Genomic DNA, 18,068 nt, shown 5'->3' with positions numbered 1-18,068 from the left:
CCGGCATGGCGAGATCGCCACGGATCATCGCAGGCATTGTCGCTGTCGCGCTGGCCGCAGGCGCAGCGGCGGCCTTTGCGATCGTGTGGCAACCCGCAATCGCCGCGATCGAACCGCCGCCACCGGCATCGTTCGATCCGGCCGTTGTCAAGCGTGGCCGCGAGCTCGCTGCACTGGGAAATTGCAGTAGCTGTCATACCGTGCGTGGCGGCCAGGATTTTGCCGGCGGCGTGCCGGTCCCGACCCCGTTCGGTGTGGTCTTCTCCTCCAACATCACGCCGGATCCGGAGACCGGCATCGGCAGGTGGTCGGAAGAGGCTTTCGGGCGTGCCATGAGCACCGGCGTCAATCGCGAGGGCCAGCATCTCTATCCGACCTTCCCCTATGACCACTTCACCAATGTCACCGATGAGGACGACCGGGCGCTTTATGCGTTCCTGATGACCCGGCCGCCGGTGCATGCGGTGGCCCGGCCGAACGAACTCGTCTTTCCGCTGGATCAGCGACCCATCATCGCCGGATGGAAATTGCTGTTCCTGCGCCGCGAGACGTTCCAGCCGGATCCGGCAAAGAGCGCCCAATGGAACCGCGGCGCCTATCTGGTCGACGGCCTCGCCCATTGCGGCGCCTGCCACACGCCGCGCAATGCGCTGGGCGCCGAGCGTGTGAGCGCGCAGTTTGCCGGCGGCGAGGCCGACAATTGGCACGCTTATGCCCTTAACGACCGCGCGCATGCGCCGGTGCCGTGGAACACGGAGTCACTTTATGCCTATTTGCGCAACGGCTGGCATCCCGATCATGGCACCGCGCGCGGGCCGATGGCGGAGGTGGTGAGCAACCTCTCCACGGTGCCCGACACCGACGTGCGCGCCATCGCCATCTATATGATGGACGTCTCCGGCGCGGCGAAGCCGGAACGCGATCGCAGCGCTGTGCTCGCCCAAGCCGAATCAGCACCGGCGCAAGGAGACCCGACGGGTGCCGCGATCTACGTCGCGGCCTGCGCCTCCTGCCATGAATCCGGCCGGCCGCTGCCTTATGGCGGCGTCAACCTTGCGCTGAGCACTGCGGTCACCAGTCCTGATCCCCGCAACCTCGCCAATCTCATTTTGGCCGGCGTTCCGGCGGTGGCGGGCGAACGCAGTCCGATCATGCCGGGCTTCGCCGACAGCATGACCGACGCGCAGGTTACTTCGCTCCTCAATTACCTGCGCACGCGTTTCAGCAAGGAACAGCCCTGGACTGACGTTGAAAAGACCGTTGCGGATGCGCGCCGCACCCAGACCGCGCTTCTCCAGACTTCCATTGGGCCGCGCAATGCGGCAGCCGACCCTTCGCAGCGAGACCAGCCATGATGACATTGAAGGTCAACGGCCAGGAAAATCACATCGATGCCGATCCGGATACGCCGCTGCTCTACGTGCTGCGCGACGACCTGAAGCTCAACGCTGCCAAGTTCGGCTGCGGGCTCGGCCAATGCGGCTCGTGCACCGTCATCGTCGATGGCAAGGCCGTGCTGTCCTGCGTGACGCCGCTGGTGCTGCTCGAAGGCAAGCAGGTGACGACGCTGGAAGGTCTCGGCACCGTGTCCGCGCCGGCGCCGATCCAGCGCGCCTTCATGGAGGAGCAGGCGGCGCAATGCGGCTATTGCATCGCCGGCATGATGATGCGGGCGCAGGCGCTGCTGCTCAGGAATCCGAAGCCGACCGATGCGCAGATCCGTGCCGAGCTGCAACCCAATCTTTGCCGTTGCGGCACCCATATGCGCATCCTGCGCGCGGTGCATCGCGCCGCGCGATTGATGGATACGGCGGATGCATCCGCAAACGAGAGGAGCGGCCAATGAATGCGCCTGTCATCCTCGATCGCCGCCGCGTACTGCAGGGTGGCGGCGCCCTCGTTGTCAGCTTCTCGCTCGGCCGTGCATTCGCGGAAGAAGGGACGCCGGCGGCTGCAAAGCGGCCGGGCAGCCTCGCGACCGCGCCCTATCTCGATTCTTGGCTCCGCATCGACGCCGATGGCCGCATCACCGCCTTCACCGGCAAGGCGGAGCTCGGGCAGGGATTCAAGACGGCGTTCCAGCAGATCGCCGCGGAACAGCTCGATGTGCCTTTTGAGGCGATCCACGTCGTCACCGCGGACACGCAACTCACGGCCAACGAGGGTTATACATCAGGCAGCCACTCGATGCAGGATTCCGGCACCGCGATCCTGAATGCCGCCGCGCAGGTACGCGAACTCCTGATCGCGGAGGCGGCGCGGCGGTTCGCCCTCGCCGCCGAGAGCCTGAAGACCGACAACGGCGCGGTCGTTGCTCGGGATGGCAGGCGGCTCACCTACGGTGAACTGGTCGCTGCCGACATGCTTCATGTGCAGGCGCAGCCGCAATCGAAATTGAAAGATCCGGCGACTTTCAAGATCATGGGCCGCCCCGTGCCGCGCGTGGACATCCCGGCGAAGGTCACGGGCGGCGAAGCCTATGTACAGGACACGCGGCTGCCTGACATGGTGCATGCGCGCGTGGTGCGGCCGCCGAGCTATGGCGCGCAGCTCGTCGAATGCGACAGCTCGTCCGTCGAGAAACTGCCCGGCGTCGTCAAGGTGGTGCGCGATGGCAATTTTCTCGCTGTCGTCGCGGACAAGGAGTTTCGGGCGGTCAAGGCGATGAACGCGCTCGCCGCCGCCGCGAAATGGAAGGAAAGCCCGAGCCTGCCGAAGCAGGATGATCTGCTCGATGTGCTCACGAGCTTGCCTTCCCATGATTCCACCATCTTCAATCGCAGCGATCCTTCCGTCTCCGGTCGAAAGACCGTTGAGGCCACTTACACGCGCCCCTATCAGTCGCATGGCTCGATCGGGCCATCCTGCGCGGTGGCGCATTTCGTGGGCGACGCAATGACGGTCTGGACGCACACCCAAGGTGTCTGCCCGGATCGCCAGGCGATTGCGGAGATGCTGCGGATGCCGCCCGCGAGCGTCCGCCTGATCCATGTCGAGGGCTCCGGCTGCTACGGCCACAATGGTGCCGACGACGTTGCGGCCGACGCCGCGCTGATCGCGCGGGCGCTGCCCGGGCGGCCTGTGCGCGTGCAATGGATGCGCGAGCAGGAGCACGCCTGGGAGCCGTTCGGGCCGGCGATGGTGACGAAGCTGAAGGCCTCGCTCGACGCCGATGGCCGCATCGCCGACTGGAATTTTGCGGTGTGGAGCAACACCCATTCGATGCGGCCGGGCAACGCCGGCACGCTGCTCGCCGCGCAGCACATGGCGCAGGGCTTTGCCGTTCCGCCGCCAAAGCCGTTGCCTTTGCCGGAAGGCGGCGGCGACCGCAACGCGATCCCGCTCTACAATTTTGCCAACGCGCACGTGGTGCATCATTTCATTCCAGCGATGCCGCTGCGGATTTCGGCGATGCGCGCGCTCGGCGCCTATCACAATGTGTTCTCGATCGAGAGCTTCATGGATGAGCTTGCCGGGCTCGCCGGCGCCGATGCGGTCGAGTTTCGCTTGCGGCATCTCGAGGACGCGCGCGGACGCGACGTCATCGAAAAGGCCGCGCAGGAATTTGGCTGGACGCGAGATCAGAAACCGCAAGCCGGCCGCGGCTACGGCTTTGCCTTCGCGCGTTACAAGAACCTTGCGGCCTATTGCGCCATCGCTTCGGAAGTCGAAGTCAATCGCGAGACCGGACGTGCGCGGCTGCTGCGCGCGGTCGCCGCTGTCGATTCTGGGCAGGTCGTCAATCCGGATGGGCTGACCAACCAGATCGAGGGCGCGATCATGCAATCGATGAGCTGGACGCTGTATGAGAGCGTCAGCTTCGACGACACCAGGATCACCAGCATCGACTGGCAGACCTATCCGATCCTGCGCTTCGACGCGGTGCCTGACCGCATCGATGTCCACATCATCAACCGCCCTGGCCAGCCGTTCCTCGGCAGCGGCGAGACCGGTCAGGGCCCCGCCGCAGCCTCGATCGCCAACGCCATCGCCCACGCCACCGGCAAACGTCTGCGCAACCTGCCGCTGACGCGCAAACGCATCAAAGACGCGATCGACGCGTGAACGGTAAGAGTATCGCGCTGACATCGTGCGCGCCGTCTCCACTTGTTCGGACGCGCCTCTCCCCTTGTGGGAGAGGCCGTATCGCATGCAGCGAAGCGGAATGCGATGCGGGTGAGGGGTCTCTCTCCACGCACTGTGCTCGCGGAGGCGGACCCCTCACCCGGAATTCAAGCTGCGCTTGAATTCCGACCTCTCCCACAAGGGGAGAGGTGGCGTTCGCCGCGCCAGCGTCGCGCAACGTTTCACGCCGCCCGCGGTTTATTGATAAGTCGCGACGATATCGGAGACCGCGCGTTCGAGCTGCTGGGCGGTGGCGCATTGCCGCACCACGCTGCAGAAGGTCGCGTAGCGCGGCATCTCGGAATCGCCGAAGCCCCAGGTCAGACGGCCTTCCGGGTTGAGCCAGACCAGGCGTTTCGAACGCTCGGCGATGCGGCGCAAGATGTCGGCGCGCGGATCGAGGTTGTTGCTGCGGGCGTCCCCGAGCACGATCACGGTGGTCTGCGGCGTGATCGTGTCCATCCAGCCCTTCTCGAAATCGGCAAGCGAATTGCCATAGTCGGAAGAGCCGAAGCCGACCTTCGACATGATCTCGGCCATCGCCGCCTCAGGCGATTTGTCCTCCAATATGTCGCTCACCTCGATCAGATGGCCGGAGAAGGCAAAGGAGCGGACATCGTCGACCACTTCGTGCAGCGAGTGGATCAACAGCAGGAAGAAATCGGACACGCGCGCGACCGAGCCGGAGACGTCGCAGAGCGCGACGATCTTCGGCCGGTCGCGGTGCTTGCGCTTCCAGGCGGTCAGGAAGGGCACGCCGCCCCAGGCCGCGTTTCGCCGCAGCGTGCGGCGCACGTCGAGATGGCCGCGGCGCTGGCGCTTGCGCGGCTTGGAGTAGCGTTCGCGCAGGCGGCGGGCGATCTGGCGGATCAGCGCGCGCATCTGCTCGACCTGGCGCGGCTCGATCCGGGCGAGCGGCGCATTGCGCAGGATCTCGTTGCGCAGGTTCTCTGTCTCCTCGCGGCCGTAGAGCAGAAGCGCCTGCGAGACCGTGTCGCGGACGGTGCCGCGCAATCCGTCGAGTGCCGCCTGCAGCCGCTCGGCCAATGCCGGATTGGTCGCGGTCAGGTTGTCGAGATCGTCGCGCAGGCGCTGGATGCCCATGGCGTCCAGGATGCGGCCCGAGAAGATGCCGCGTTGGGTGAAGTATCTGATGTTTGAGAGCGAGGCCGCGCCGGAGGCGTTGGCGATCGCCGCCGCTATCGCATTACGGTCCTGCGACAGCAGCATCTGCGCGAGGGGGCCAAGATTCTGGGCCTGATCGCCGCTGCCGCTTTCGCTCGAGGAATCAGAGCCAGCGCTTGAATCCGCCCGCTCGGCATCGTCCGACTTGCTCTCGTCCTGCGCCGTATCCTGCGCCGGCTCGGGCTGGCTGAAGAACAGATCAAAACATTCGCCGAGCGCGCGCTTCTCGTCCTGCGACTTCGCAAGCGTCAGCAGGAAAGTGTCGCGCAGGACGCCGCGATCGGCAAAGCCGACCTTTGAGACCGCGCGCATCGCATCGATGCTTTCGGCAGGCGAGACCCGGACCCCGGCTCCGCGCGCGGCACGAAGGAACCGATGCAGGTTCTCGCGCATGGCGTCTACCCGAACACGCCCTGCCGCGACGCCTTGGCGATGAAGGTGGTGAGTTGCGGCTGCGCGGCCTCGATGTCGGCCTCGTATTTGAGCAGGACGTTCAGCGTGTCCTTGACGATCTCGTGGTCGAGCTCGGTTGCCTGCAGCAGCACCAGCACGCGCGCCCAATCGATGGTCTCGCTGACCGACGGCAGCTTCTTCAGGTCGAGGGTGCGGATTTCATGAATAAAGCCGACCATCTGCCGGCGCAGCGTCTGCGAGATGCCGGGCACGCGGCTCTCGACAATGCGTTCTTCCAGCTTCTGTTCGGGAAAGCCGATATGCAGATGCAGGCAGCGCCGCTTTAGGGCGTCGCCGAGATCGCGCTCGCTGTTGGAGGTCAGGATCACGGTCGGCGGCGCGATCGCCGAAACCGTGCCGAGCTCGGGAATGGTGACCTGGAAATCGCTGAGGATTTCGAGGAGCAGCGACTCGAACTCGGCGTCCGACTTGTCGATCTCGTCGATCAGGAGCACGCAGCCCGCCGGCTGCTCCAGCGCCTGCAGCAGCGGCCGCGGCTCGACGAATTCCTTGGAGAAGAACACGTCGCCGAAGGTGTGGAGCTGGTCGAGCGCCTGATGCAGCGTCTGCGCGCCGCCCAGCACCTCGCCGAGCTTGTCCTTCAAGATCTGCGTATAGAGGAGCTGTTTGGCGTATTTCCACTCATACAGCGCCTTGGCCTCATCGAGGCCCTCATAGCACTGCAGGCGGATCATCTTCATGCCGCGCCAGGCGGCGATCGCCTTCGCCAGCTCGGTCTTGCCGACGCCCGCGGGCCCTTCGACCAGGATCGGTTTCTCGATCTCTCGCGAAAGATAAACCGCGGTCGCGATCTGCCGGCTCGCGATATAGCCTTGCGCGGCGAGGCCGCTTTCGACGGCCTCGATCGAGGCCGCAGGCCGATTGTCAGCCACCGATGTGAGCTCCGGATTTGCCTTGGTGCATCAGGTTGTTCTGCCTCCCTCCCCGGCAAAGCACAAGGCTCATTTGCGCGAGGGCGGACCTGGTTCCGGGATTTTCCGCCTAGCGATATTTGTTCTCCAACCGGGAGCCCCCCGCGATTCCATCTGTCACGGTGTTTGCGGAGGCCGCCCCAACCCTCCCCCCGTAAGAATGGGGAGAGGGGGAAGTACCGTCGACGCCGCTCAGCAGCCGCGGCAGATGCTGCGCAAGCTCTTGTAGACTTCTTCGTCATCCCGCCGCATCTGCTGCAGCGATTCCATCGGCTTGCTGTCGTAGACCGGCTCCGGCTTGCGCTTGGCCTCGAGCGCCACGGCCTGCCGCTCATAGCAGGCTTCCCGCTCGGCTTTCGCCTGGATGAACCGGCATTGCTCGACCGCTGCCGAGGGAGGGGCGAAGCCGACCAGAAGGCCGAGGGTTATGAGGCTGAGGCGTTTCATGTCGCCCGTCCTTTACCGGCCCCTTGTCTCAGTTCCGTGAAACGCGAGCAACATCAACTTTGCGCGCGAGCCATTTCCTGACCGAGCTTTCTTTGCTAGCCCGTTGTTGCGATAACAAAATCCTCCAGCCCGTCATGATGGCGGGTCACTTTTGGGAAGCAAGCGTGCCAAAGACGATCGACGAACCCGCACGGCGCGTGCCGATCTATGGCGAATATGAAGTCGCGGTGCTCGGCGGTGGGCCTGCCGGGATCGCGGCAGCGGTTGCCGCAGCGCGTGCGGGGCGGCGCACGCTCCTGATCGAGCGCTACGGCTTTCTCGGCGGCATGGGCACCGCCGCGGGCGTGACCAACTTTTGCGGATTGCACGCCAATGTCCACGGCGAAGCGCATCGGGTGGTGCAGGGCATCGCCTCCGACCTGCTGGATCGAATCGACCGTCTCGGCGGGCTGAACAAGCCGCATCTGATCCTCGGCAAGATCCTGGCGCAGGCCTATGACACCGCGGCCTACAAGATCGCGGCCGATGATCTCCTGGCGGGCCACAAGGTCGATATCCTTTTCCATGCGCTCGGTGCCGGCGTCGTGATGGATGGCGAGAAGCGCATCGGCGCGCTGATGGTAGAGACTAAGGCTGGCCGCCGCGCGGTATTGGCCAGCATCTTCATCGATTGCTCAGGTGACGGCGATCTCGCCGCCTGGGCCGGCGCGCCGTTCGAGGTCGGCGATAGCAAGGGCAGCATGCTCTATCCCTCGATGATGTTCCGTCTCAACGGCATCGACCCCGAAAAGGCCGGTGACGCCTGGCGCACGATTCCGGCGCTGATGGAAAAGGTGGAAGCCGCCGGTACCCACAAGTTTCCACGCAAGGCCGCGATCGTGCGGCCACAGCGCTCTCAGATCGAATGGCGGGTGAACTTCACCCAGCTCGCGCGCGAGGACGGCACCGCCATCAACGGTTTGGAGCCTGATGACCTGACCCGCGGCGAGATCGACGGCCGCCGCCAGGCGATCCAGGCGTTCGAATTCCTGCGCACGGTGCCGGGCTTCGAGAATTCCTACATCGTCGACCTGCCGCCGCAGCTCGGCATCCGCGAAACGCGGCGCGTGATCGGTGGTTACAAGCTCAGCGGCGAGGATGTGCTCGGCTGCGCCTCTTTCGAGGATTCCATCGGCGTCAATGGCTGGCCGATCGAGGCGCATGTCGCCGGCGATGTCATCTTCAAGTTCCCGCCGATCCCGCAATCGCGCGGCTTCAACGAGCTGCCCTATCGCATGCTGGTGCCCGAATGCGTCGACAATCTCCTCATTGCCGGGCGCTGCGCCTCGATGACCCATGAGGGGCAGTCGGCGGCGCGCGTCTCCGGCGCCTGCTTTGCGATGGGGGAAGCGGCAGGCTCGGCCGCCGCGCTCGCGCTGTCCGGCAATACCAGGCCGCGCGACATCGCTGTAGACAGACTGCAACAGGAACTGAAACAGCAGGACGCCTTCATCGGGCGCGAGCAGAAAGTTCCTGACGGATTGTGAGGAGGAAGCGGATGAAGGGTTTTGTGCGGCTCGCGCTTGCGGGCCTGCTGGCGCTGACGGCGAGCGGGACAGCGCCTGCCGATGAGCTGCTGAAGGCCAAGATCGGCGCGCTCCGGCTGTCGTCCTCGGCGCCGGTGTTCATCGCGCAGGACAAGGGCTATTTCCGCGAGGCCGGGCTCGATGTTGAACTGGATTTCTTTGACGCGGCGCAGCCGATCGCGGTCGCCACCACTTCGGGCGATGTCGATTTCGGCGTCACGGCCTTCACCGCCGGGCTCTACAATCTCGCCGGCAAGGGCACGCTGAAGGTGATCGGCGGCATGAGCCGCGAGAAGGCCGGGTACCCCTTGATCGGCTATTTCGCCTCAAACAACGCCTATGCGGCCGGGCTGAAGACGCCGAAGGATCTTGCGGGCAAGCGCGTGGCGGTGACGCAGGTCGGCTCCAGCTTTCATTATTCGCTCGGCCTGCTCGCCGACAAATATGGCTTCAAGCTTGCGGACGTGAAGGTGGTGCCGCTGCAATCGCTTTCGAACGCGGCCGCCGCGCTGAAGGGCGAAACCGTCGATGCGGCGCTGCTGCCGGTCTCGACCGCGCGCCCGCTGATGGAGACGAACGGCGCCAAACTCCTCGGCTGGGTCGGCGACGAGACGCCGTGGCAGCTTGGCGCTGTGTTCGCTTCGCCAAAGACGCTTTCAAACAAGGCGCTGGTGACGAAAGTGCTTGCAGCTTTGGTGAGGGCCGACCGCGAATATCACGACGTGATCCTGGCTGCGATGAAGAACGGCACAGCACCGATCAACGAAAAGACAAAACCGCTGCTCGACATCATCGCCAAATACACAAATCTGCCAGTTGAGCAGGTGGTCGGCAATTGCGCCTATATCGATCCCGACGGCAAGCTCGACGTCAAGAACGTCGCCAACCAGATTTCCTGGCTGCAGGAGCAGGGCTTTGTCGACAAGGGCTTTGATGCGGACAGCATCATCGCGAAGGAATATGTGAAGCCGGATTGATACCGTAGTCGCCGTCATGGCCGGGCTTGTCCCGGCCATCCACGCACTTTGTGGCCAGGGAAGGAAAGACGTGGATGCCCGGGACAAGCCCGGGCATGACGAGCGAGAACGAAGTGCGGAGCCAAGCAAGAGCCAGATGGACCTGATCGCCGACCATATCAGCCACCGCTTCGACACGCTCGACGTGCTCGACGACGTCTCGTTCACGGTGCGGGCGGGCGAGGTGGTTGCGATTGTCGGCCCCTCCGGCTGCGGCAAGAGCACGCTGCTCTCGATCCTCGGCGGCCTGTTGCGGCCGAGCGGCGGCGCGGCCGAGCTGTGCGGTGCGCCGCCAAAGGACAGCCTTAATCCGCTGACCTTCGTGTTCCAGGATTTTGCGTTGCTGCCCTGGTGCGCGGTGGAGGAGAACGTCGCGTTCCCGCTCGAGCATACGGCACTCAGTGCTGCGGAGCGCCGCGGCATCGTCGATGATGCGCTCCGCCGCACCGGGCTTTTCGATTTTCGTGGGACCTACCCAAAACAGCTTTCCGGCGGCATGCGCCAGCGCGTCGGCATTGCGCGGGCGCTGGCCGTAAAGCCGGCAATCCTCCTGATGGACGAGCCGCTCTCGGCGCTGGATTCGCAGACACGCGAACTCCTGATGGAGGATTTCGTCCGCCTGCTTGCCGACGGCGCGATGGGCGCGGTCTATGTCACGCATAATCTGGAGGAAGCGGTGCGGCTTGCAGACCGCATCGTGGTGCTGTCGCGCCGGCCCGGACGCATCCGCAAAGTCGTGCCCATAGCGATGACACGCAGCGAGCGCGGCGACAGGAATGCGCGCGAAAAACTGCTGGTGCTGCAGGACGAGCTATGGTCGCTGATCCGCGAAGAGGCGATCGATGCCGAGCGCGAGGTGCAGCATGCTTGAGCGCGCGCCACCAGAGACACCATCGGATATCGACGCCAAGCCGCGGCCGGTCGCGTTTCGCGGCGCCGGCTTCACGCCGAGCACGGGGCGCGCGTCGGGCTGGATCGCGCTCGCGCTCGTCATTGCACTGTGGCAACTGGCGGGCAGTGCCGGATGGGTCAATCCGCTGTTCCTGCCCCCGCCATCGGCGATCGCGGTCGCGACCTATAAGCTCGCGATGTCGGGCGCGCTCTGGCAGCATCTCGGCTGGTCGGTGATGCGGATCGGCGTTGGCTGGCTGCTTGGCACGGTGGCCGGCGTCATCGTCGGTTTTGCGATCGGCCTGTCGACGCTGGCGCGCGGCGTGGGCATCACCTTCATCTCGGCGCTGTTTCCGATCCCGAAGATCGCGCTGCTGCCATTGTTGATCCTCTGGCTCGGGATCGGGGAAGAACCCAAGATCGCGACCATTGCGCTCGGGGTGTTCTTCTCCACCGCGATCTCGGTCTATAGCGGCGTCGATGCGGTGCCGCGCAATCTGATCCGCATGGCGCAAAGCTTCAACGTGCCGTTTCATGCCATCGTGCGGCGCGTGATCTGGCCGGGCGCGCTGCCCTCGATCCTGGCGGGTTTTCGCATCACCGCCTCGGTCGCGCTGCTATTGGTGGTGAGCGCCGAGATGATCGGCGCGCAGTACGGCATCGGCGCTTTCGTGCTGCAGGCCGGCAATTTGATGCAAACCGATCAACTGCTCGCCGGCGTCGTGATCCTGTCGCTGTTCGGGCTCGCAGTGGGGAAGCTGATCAATTTGCTTGAGGCGAGGCTGCTCCACTGGCGATGAGAGGTGGTTCCGCTCCACCACAGCCGTCATGCCCGGGCTTGTCCCGGGCATCCACGCTCTTGCTCTCCTGTTGCGCCAAAGGCGTGGCTGGCCGGGTCAAGCCCGGCCATGACGGAGAGAGCGGCTATGCATTGCCGCGGTCTTCACGGAACAGGTCGAGCTTCTGCTGCACCGGGCGGTCGGAGAAGCTGAAAAGCACCGAATCGACATCCGCCTCATGCGTGACCCAGTGCCAGCTCGGCACCACGAACAGGTCGCGCGGGCCCCATTCGAAGGTCTGCTCGCCGATCCTGGTGCGACCCTTGCCCTCGATCGCGGCGAATACGGTCGCATCCGTTGAGCGATAGCGCGCGGTCTTGAAGCCCTTCGGCAGGAGCTGGATGAAAGTGCCGATGGTCGGCATCGCATAGTCGCCGGTCTCGGGATTGGAGAATTTCAGCTTCAGGCCGTGACAGGCGTCCCATTCGTCGCACGCCTTGGCCTGCTCCAGCGCTTCGCGGGTGTAGCTGTAGGGATAGTTGAAGATCGGCGACGTCTTCGACGCGCGCTTCTGGTCGACCGGCAGCAGGTTGTGACCATAGCGCGCAAAGCTGTCGCCGGCGGGTTTCGTGATCTGCTGCTGATCTTCCTTCGCGCCCTCGGCGAAGGAAGCGTCGAAGAACTGCACCATTGGGATGTCGAGCCCGTCGAGCCAGAACATCGGCTCGCTGGTTTCGTTGGAATGGTCGTGCCAGGTCATCGACGGCGTGATCACGAAATCGCCCGGCGACATCGCGGTGCGCTCACCGTCGACGGACGTATAAGCGCCCTTGCCCTCGAGCACAAAGCGCAGCGCCGATTGGCTGTGGCGGTGGGCCGGGGCGATATCGCCGGGCACCACCATCTGCACGCCGGCAAACAGCGACGTCGTGATCTTCGATTGCCCGCGCAGGCCGGGGTTTTCCAGCACGAGCACTCGACGCTCGGCTTCCTTGGCCGTGATCAGCTTGCCTGCCTCATTCATGTAGTCGCGGATCTGGTCGAACTTCCACAGGTGCGGCCGGCAAGCGCTCCTCGGCTCCGGCGTGATCAGATCGTTCATCACGTTCCAGAGTGCGGAAAGATTCTCGCCGTCGATCTTCTTGTAGAACGCCTCGCGCTCCGGCGTCTTCTGCACCGCTTCCATGGCAGGCCTCCCGTCCATTTCTATGTTGTTCGCTGATTGACAGCATACTGACAATATGGCTAGCGTCAACTTGAAGAAAATCAGAAGACACCAGGGAGGTTCCGATGAAGCTGCACGGCTATTTCCGCAGCAGCGCCGCGTATCGGGTGCGGATCGCGCTGAACCTGAAGGGGCTCACCGTTGAGCATCTGCCGCATCATCTTCGCAAAGGCGAACAATGCGCGCCCGCCTATCTCGCAATCAATCCGCAAGGGTTGGTGCCGACATTGGAAAGCGACGCGGGCGCGATACTGACCCAGTCGCTCGCCATCATCGAATGGCTCGACGAGAGCCATCCAGAACCGCCGCTATTGCCGACGGATTCGCTGCAGCGCGCAAAAGTCCGCGCCTTCGCGCAGGCCATCGCCTGCGACACCCATCCGGTCCAAAACCTGAAAGTGCTGGCGCGGCTGCGACAGCTTGGCCTGCCTGAAGAAAAGGTAACGGAATGGGCGGCCTGGGCTAACCGCGAGGGGCTTTCGGCCTGCGAGATATTGGCTGCGGGCGGAGCGGGGCCGTTCTGCTTTGGAGCTATGCCGACGCTGGCCGACCTTTGCCTGGTGCCGCAGCTTGCTAATGCGCGGCGTTTCGGTGTCGATGTCAGCGCTTTTCCGCGGCTGCTCAAGGCGGAAGCCGCAGCCAAGGCAATGAGGGCGTTTGCCGACGCCGCTCCGGACAAGCAAGGCGATGCCGAATAATAACAAGCCAACCCTTGTTACCATGGACGCGGTCTATACCGCGCCCGGCTATCTGTTCCGGCGGATGCAGCAGATCGCTGTCTCGATTTTTGTCGAGGAGTGCAGGGCGTTCGACCTGACGCCGGTGCAATATGCCGCGCTGATCGCAATCCACACCCATCCCGGCATCGATGCGACGCGGCTGTCCGCCGTGATCGCCTTCGATCGCTCCACGCTCGGCAATGTGATCGAGCGGCTGCAGACCAAGGGTCTGATCGAGCGCAAGTCCGATTCCGATGACAAGCGCGTCAAGCTGCTCACCATCACCCGGCAGGGCGCTTCGCTGCTGCGCGAGATCATGCCCGTGGTTGACCGTGCCCAGGCGCGGATGCTGCAGCCGCTCAAGCCTGCCGACCGCAAGACGCTGATGGCGCTGCTCGCACAGCTCGTCGATCTCAACAACGAGGCCTCGCGCGTGCCGCTGCGCGCCGAGGACGCCCTCGAACATCTCGGGAAGTCGGGCTGATGGCAAAGAGCAACCTGCCGGTCCTGATCGCAGGTGGCGGCATCGGCGGCCTTGCCGCGGCGCTCGGGCTTGCGCAGAAGGGCATTCGCTCGATCCTGCTGGAAAAGTCCGCCACGCTCGGCGAGATCGGCGCCGGCATCCAGCTCGGCCCGAACGCATTCCATGCCTTCGACTATCTCGGCGTCGGCGAGGCCGCACGGCGCATGGCCGTCTATATCGACCAGCTCCGCCTGATGGATGCACTCACCGCCGAAGAGATCACCCATGTCGATCTGCGCGAGCCGTTCCGAACCAGGTTCGGCAATCCCTATGCTGTGGTGCATCGCGGCGATTTGCATGGCGTGTTCCTGCGCGCCTGCCGCGAGCACGAACTGATCGAGCTGCGCGTCAGCAGCGAGGTGACCGGCTACGAGCAGGACGGTGCCTCGGTCACCGCGCAACTCGCCAATGGCGAGCGCGTCACCGGCCGGCTCCTGATCGGCGCTGATGGCTTATGGTCGAACATCCGCAAGCAGGTCACATCGGATGGGCCGCCGCGCGTGTCCGGCCACACCACCTACCGTTCGGTGATCCCGACCGAAGAGATGCCGGAGGATCTGCGCTGGAACGCGGCGACGCTGTGGGCCGGGCCGAAATGCCATATCGTGCATTATCCGCTGTCGGACTGGAAGGTATTCAACCTCGTCGTCACCTATCACAACGACGCGCCGGAGCCGGTCGCGGGAAAGCCGGTCAGCGATGAAGAGGTGATGCAGGGCTTTCGGCACGTCCATGCGCGTGCGCAAAACATCATCCGTCACGGCAAGAACTGGCGGCTCTGGGTGTTGTGCGACCGCGATCCGAACGAGCGCTGGGTCGACGGCCGCGTCGCGCTGCTCGGCGATGCCGCGCATCCGATGCTGCAATATTTCGCGCAAGGCGCGTGCCAGGCGATGGAGGATGCGGTGTGTCTGTCGCACATGCTGTCGCATCACGACGACCACGCGGTCGCGCTGGAGCATTACCGAGCACAACGCTTCCCGCGCACCGCGCAGGTGCAGCTTTGGTCGCGCGCGATCGGTGAGCACATCTATCACCCCGCCGGCGACCACGCCCGTTTCCGCAACGCCATCATGGGCGCGAAGACGTCCGAGGATTACTATCGTGATCTCGCCTGGCTGTACGGGGGGACGGGGTTGAACGCGTAACCACCCATACTCCGCCGTCGTCCCGGGCTTGACCCGGGACCCATAACCACGAATGTTGATGTGACGTGATGTCCGTGCGGCAAGCTCCACCTCTCCCCTTGTGGGAGAGGTCGGAATCCAAGCGCAGCTTGGATTCCGGGTGAGGGGTATGCCTCCGCGAGTCGTGGTCCCTCGATAGACCGCGACCCCTCACCCGGATCTCATTCCGCTTCGCTACATGCGCTCGGGCCTCTCCCACAAGGGGAGAGGCGGGCAGTTGCGTAAGCGGATATCACATCTTCATCACCGCCTGCCGGTCGATCTTGCCTGTTCCCGTTTTCGGCAGCTCGTCAATAAACTTGATCTCGCGCGGATATTTGTACGGCAGCAGCTTTGCCTTCACGTAATCCTGCAGCCGCTTCGCCGTCTCCTCCGCATCGAACGCGCGGTCGTTCATCACCAGCACCGCCTTCAGCGTCATGCGTCTATCAGGCAGTTCGGCGGCGAAGACCGCGCATTCGCGCACGTCGGGATGATCGGCGAGGCAGAGCTCGACCTCCAGCGGATAGACCCATTGGCCTGATATCTTGATCAGGTCGTCGGCGCGGCCGCGGAAGAAATGGAAGCCGTCGCGGTCGCGGACGAAGCGGTCGCCGGTGTAGATCCAGCCGCCATCGCGCACGGTCTCGGCGGTCTTGTCGGGACGATTCCAGTACAGCGGCGTGTTCGAATCGCCGCGCACCCACAAAATGCCTTCTTCGTTGTCGGCGACCTCGCGGCCGTCCTTGTCGCGCAGCAGGATCTCGTAGCCGGGGACGCGTACGCCTGCGGCGCCCAGCTTCTTCCTCTCCGCACGGTTGCAGAGATAGATGTGCAGCACCTCGGTCGAGCCGAGACCTTCGATGATCTCCAGCCCGGTCAGTGCCTTCCAACCGTTGAAGACGTCAGCCGAGAGCACCTCCGCGGCCGAGATCGCCATGCGCAGTGAGGAGAAATCGGCCTTGTCAGCACCGTCGGCCTTGGTCAGCGCGGTGTAGAGCGTCGGCAGTCCGAAGAACACGGTCGGACGATACTGCTCGATCGCGGCGAAGATCGATGCCGGCTTCGGCTGGCCGGGCAAGAGCAGCGTGGCGGCGCCGACCGAGAACGGGAAAGTGATGGAATTGCCGAAGCCATAGGCGAAGAAAATCTTCGGCACCGAGAAGCAGATGTCGCCGGGCGTCAGCTTCAGCACGCTGCGGGAGAATGCCTGCTCGCTATAGGCCATGTCGTGGTGTAGATGCACGATGCCCTTCGGTCGGCCGGTCGAGCCGGAGGAATACATCCAGAACGCCATCTCGTTGCGGTGGGTGTCGGCTGTGGCGAGCTCGGTCGAAAAACGCGGCAGCCATTCATCGGCCAGCAGGGCCTGCGGTACGGCAGGCTCGCCGGCCGCGCCATTGACCACGATCAGCGTTTGCAGCGGCGTGTCCTTGCAGGCCTCAGTGTTGAAGCGCGAACAGAACTCGGCATCGGCAACCGCGATCGTCGCGCTCGCGTCCGAAAGATAGAACTGCAGGAGGTCCGGTGGCGTCAGCGTGTTGATGAGCAGCGGCACGAAGCCGGCGCCGATAGCACCGAAGAAGGCCGCCGGATAGGCGGGGGTGTCGTCAAGGAACAGCAGGATGCGATCGCCGCGCTTCAGGCCCAGAGAAGCGAAGCCATGGCCCCAGCGCGCGGCGTCGGCGCAGAGTTCGCGGTAGGTCCGCGTTCCCGCCGGGCCGGTCAACGCCGTCAAATCCCCGCGGCCCTGCGCGAGATTGTCGAACAGGATGCGGCTTGCGTTGTAGCGCTCGGACAGCGCAAAGCCGATCTCGCGCGCGCCCGGACTGTCCGATGGTACCTGGTCGGCGATCTCGTTCACGACTTGCTCCTCGAGGCCTCGTAGCCTGCCATGAAGTTCGGCGACATCGTGCGCAGCCGCGCGTCGTCGATCCGTCCCGAACGGGTGATGTAACTGAAGGCAAAATCCATCGGGTCGAGCTTCATGTGTTCGGGGAATTTCTCGTACCAGTCGGCGCTGGTGCGCGCCGCCGTCACCAGCTTCTTCACGATCGGTTTGCGTTCGGCTTCATAGCGGTGAAGGGCGGTGGAGACATGCGCCTCGGATTCGAGCGCCTTCGTCAGCGCAATCGCGTCCTCGATCGCAAGGCGGGTGCCGGAGCCGATCGAGAAATGCGCCGAGTGCAGGGCGTCGCCGATCAGCACCATGTTCTTGAACGACCAGTGCTCGTTCCAGATCCACGGGAAGTTGCGCCACAGCGATTTGTTCGAGATCAGCGGCTGTCCGCCGAGCGTCTCGGCAAACACCTCCTCGCACACGGCCTTGGCGTGATCGGCGTCCTTGTTGGCGAAGCCATAGGCGTGCCAGGTGGCACGGTCACACTCGACCAGGAACGTGCTCATGGTCGGCGAATAGCGATAGTGGTGGGCATTGAAGGCGCCGCGTTCGGTCTTGACGAAGGTCTGCGATAGCGTCTCGAACCGCTTCGCGGTGCCGTACCAGACGAACTTGTTGGACGAATAGGACAGCGAGGTCCCGAAGTCGCCCTCAAAACTCCGGCGCACCAGCGAGTTCAGCCCGTCCGCGGCGACGATCAGGTCATAGCCTTGCAGCGCGTCGACCGACTGGATCGGTTTTTCGAATTGCGGGGTGACGCCGACCGCGCGGACGCGCTCCTGCAACAGGGAAAGCAGCGCAAGTCGGCCGATCGAGGAGAAGCCGACGCCGTCGATCTCGACGCTCTCCCCGCGCAGGTTGAGCGTGATGTTCTTCCAGCTTTCCATGTTCGGCGCGATGGCGTCGACCGTATCGGGATCGTCGGCGCGCAGGAATTCCAGCGCCTGGTCCGAGAACACGACGCCGAACCCCCAGGTCGCATCGGCCGGGTTCTGCTCGAACAATTCGACGACCGCGTCCGGGTGGCGCCGCTTCCAGAGATAGGCAAAATAGAGGCCGCCGGGACCTCCGCCGATCACGGCGATACGCACGATATTCCTCCCGATTGACAGTGTACTTACGATTTTGCGCCTAGACTATCC

The 18,068-nt window shown here is 64.4% G+C and carries 16 protein-coding genes; 10 read left to right on the top strand and 6 right to left on the bottom strand.

The window, feature by feature from the left end; translation table 11 throughout:
* Window positions 1–5: 5 nt before the first annotated feature.
* The 3 genes from AC5ZG5_RS34735 to AC5ZG5_RS34725 are packed head-to-tail and all read left to right on the top strand — an operon-like array spanning window position 6 to window position 4,065.
* Window positions 6–1,355 carry a cytochrome c gene (locus AC5ZG5_RS34735; RefSeq protein ID WP_456645441.1) on the top strand — a complete coding sequence of 450 codons (1,350 nt, stop codon included), beginning with the start codon at window positions 6–8 and terminating at the stop codon, window positions 1,353–1,355.
* A complete protein-coding gene (locus AC5ZG5_RS34730; protein WP_028168700.1) occupies window positions 1,352–1,846 on the top strand; it encodes a (2Fe-2S)-binding protein in 495 nt (164 codons plus the stop codon). Before AC5ZG5_RS34735 ends, AC5ZG5_RS34730 begins: the two co-directional genes overlap by 4 nt.
* Window positions 1,843–4,065 (top strand): xanthine dehydrogenase family protein molybdopterin-binding subunit, encoded by a 2,223-nt coding sequence (locus AC5ZG5_RS34725; RefSeq protein ID WP_456645442.1) that lies wholly within the window; start codon window positions 1,843–1,845, stop codon window positions 4,063–4,065. The genes AC5ZG5_RS34730 and AC5ZG5_RS34725 overlap by 4 nt, the downstream gene beginning before the upstream one ends.
* 258 nt (window positions 4,066–4,323) lie before the next feature.
* Here the strand turns inward: AC5ZG5_RS34725 and AC5ZG5_RS34720 are convergent, their stop codons facing one another.
* From AC5ZG5_RS34720 to AC5ZG5_RS34710, 3 genes are all read right to left on the bottom strand, one after another.
* Window positions 4,324–5,703 (bottom strand): vWA domain-containing protein, encoded by a 1,380-nt coding sequence (locus tag AC5ZG5_RS34720; protein ID WP_456645443.1) that lies wholly within the window; start codon window positions 5,701–5,703, stop codon window positions 4,324–4,326.
* 5 nt (window positions 5,704–5,708) lie between these two features.
* Window positions 5,709–6,656, bottom strand: coding sequence for an AAA family ATPase (locus tag AC5ZG5_RS34715; protein ID WP_456645444.1), 948 nt, complete (start codon window positions 6,654–6,656; stop codon window positions 5,709–5,711).
* Window positions 6,657–6,887: 231 nt separating this feature from the next.
* Entirely contained in the window at window positions 6,888–7,142 is a 255-nt protein-coding gene (locus tag AC5ZG5_RS34710) for a hypothetical protein (RefSeq protein ID WP_456645445.1), read from the bottom strand.
* A 137-nt stretch (window positions 7,143–7,279) separates the two neighbouring features.
* Here AC5ZG5_RS34710 and AC5ZG5_RS34705 point away from each other — a divergent pair, with 137 nt between their 5' ends.
* The 4 genes from AC5ZG5_RS34705 (at window position 7,280) to AC5ZG5_RS34690 (ending at window position 11,414) form a co-directional block, all read left to right on the top strand.
* Window positions 7,280–8,668, top strand: a complete 1,389-nt coding sequence (locus AC5ZG5_RS34705; protein WP_456645446.1) for an FAD-dependent oxidoreductase — start codon at window positions 7,280–7,282, stop codon at window positions 8,666–8,668.
* Window positions 8,669–8,679: 11 nt separating this feature from the next.
* Window positions 8,680–9,684: an ABC transporter substrate-binding protein gene (locus AC5ZG5_RS34700; RefSeq protein WP_456645447.1), complete on the top strand. Its 1,005-nt coding sequence runs from the start codon at window positions 8,680–8,682 to the stop codon at window positions 9,682–9,684.
* Window positions 9,685–9,820: 136 nt separating this feature from the next.
* Complete coding sequence (locus AC5ZG5_RS34695) at window positions 9,821–10,594, top strand: ABC transporter ATP-binding protein (protein ID WP_456645467.1); 774 nt, start codon at window positions 9,821–9,823, stop codon at window positions 10,592–10,594.
* On the top strand, window positions 10,587–11,414 hold the full coding sequence (locus tag AC5ZG5_RS34690; RefSeq protein ID WP_165435163.1) for an ABC transporter permease: 828 nt from the start codon (window positions 10,587–10,589) through the stop codon (window positions 11,412–11,414). The genes AC5ZG5_RS34695 and AC5ZG5_RS34690 overlap by 8 nt, the downstream gene beginning before the upstream one ends.
* 124 nt (window positions 11,415–11,538) lie before the next feature.
* Here AC5ZG5_RS34690 and gtdA read toward each other — a convergent pair whose 3' ends face one another.
* The gene (gtdA, locus tag AC5ZG5_RS34685) at window positions 11,539–12,579 is read right to left on the bottom strand and encodes a gentisate 1,2-dioxygenase (protein WP_456645448.1); all 1,041 of its coding nucleotides are present in this window, start codon (window positions 12,577–12,579) and stop codon (window positions 11,539–11,541) included.
* A gap of 104 nt (window positions 12,580–12,683) precedes the next feature.
* Here gtdA and maiA point away from each other — a divergent pair, with 104 nt between their 5' ends.
* The 3 genes from maiA to AC5ZG5_RS34670 are packed head-to-tail and all read left to right on the top strand — an operon-like array spanning window position 12,684 to window position 15,008.
* Window positions 12,684–13,316, top strand: a complete 633-nt coding sequence (gene maiA / locus AC5ZG5_RS34680; RefSeq protein ID WP_130225259.1) for a maleylacetoacetate isomerase — start codon at window positions 12,684–12,686, stop codon at window positions 13,314–13,316.
* Window positions 13,306–13,821, top strand: a complete 516-nt coding sequence (locus AC5ZG5_RS34675; protein WP_028167905.1) for a MarR family winged helix-turn-helix transcriptional regulator — start codon at window positions 13,306–13,308, stop codon at window positions 13,819–13,821. Before maiA ends, AC5ZG5_RS34675 begins: the two co-directional genes overlap by 11 nt.
* A complete protein-coding gene (locus tag AC5ZG5_RS34670) occupies window positions 13,821–15,008 on the top strand; it encodes a 3-hydroxybenzoate 6-monooxygenase (RefSeq protein WP_456645449.1) in 1,188 nt (395 codons plus the stop codon). Before AC5ZG5_RS34675 ends, AC5ZG5_RS34670 begins: the two co-directional genes overlap by 1 nt.
* Window positions 15,009–15,279: 271 nt before the next feature.
* On the opposite strand, the gene AC5ZG5_RS34665 is transcribed toward AC5ZG5_RS34670, so the two are convergent.
* Both AC5ZG5_RS34665 and AC5ZG5_RS34660 read right to left on the bottom strand, forming a co-directional pair.
* Complete coding sequence (locus AC5ZG5_RS34665) at window positions 15,280–16,890, bottom strand: benzoate-CoA ligase family protein (RefSeq protein WP_456645450.1); 1,611 nt, start codon at window positions 16,888–16,890, stop codon at window positions 15,280–15,282.
* On the bottom strand, window positions 16,887–18,017 hold the full coding sequence (locus AC5ZG5_RS34660) for an FAD-dependent monooxygenase (RefSeq protein WP_456645451.1): 1,131 nt from the start codon (window positions 18,015–18,017) through the stop codon (window positions 16,887–16,889). The genes AC5ZG5_RS34665 and AC5ZG5_RS34660 overlap by 4 nt, the downstream gene beginning before the upstream one ends.
* Window positions 18,018–18,068: the final 51 nt, after the last annotated feature.

Source organism: Bradyrhizobium sp. Ses1, assembly GCF_059512365.1.
Note: the sequence above shows the minus strand (reverse complement) of the source record. Positions and strands in the feature narration are given on the sequence as shown.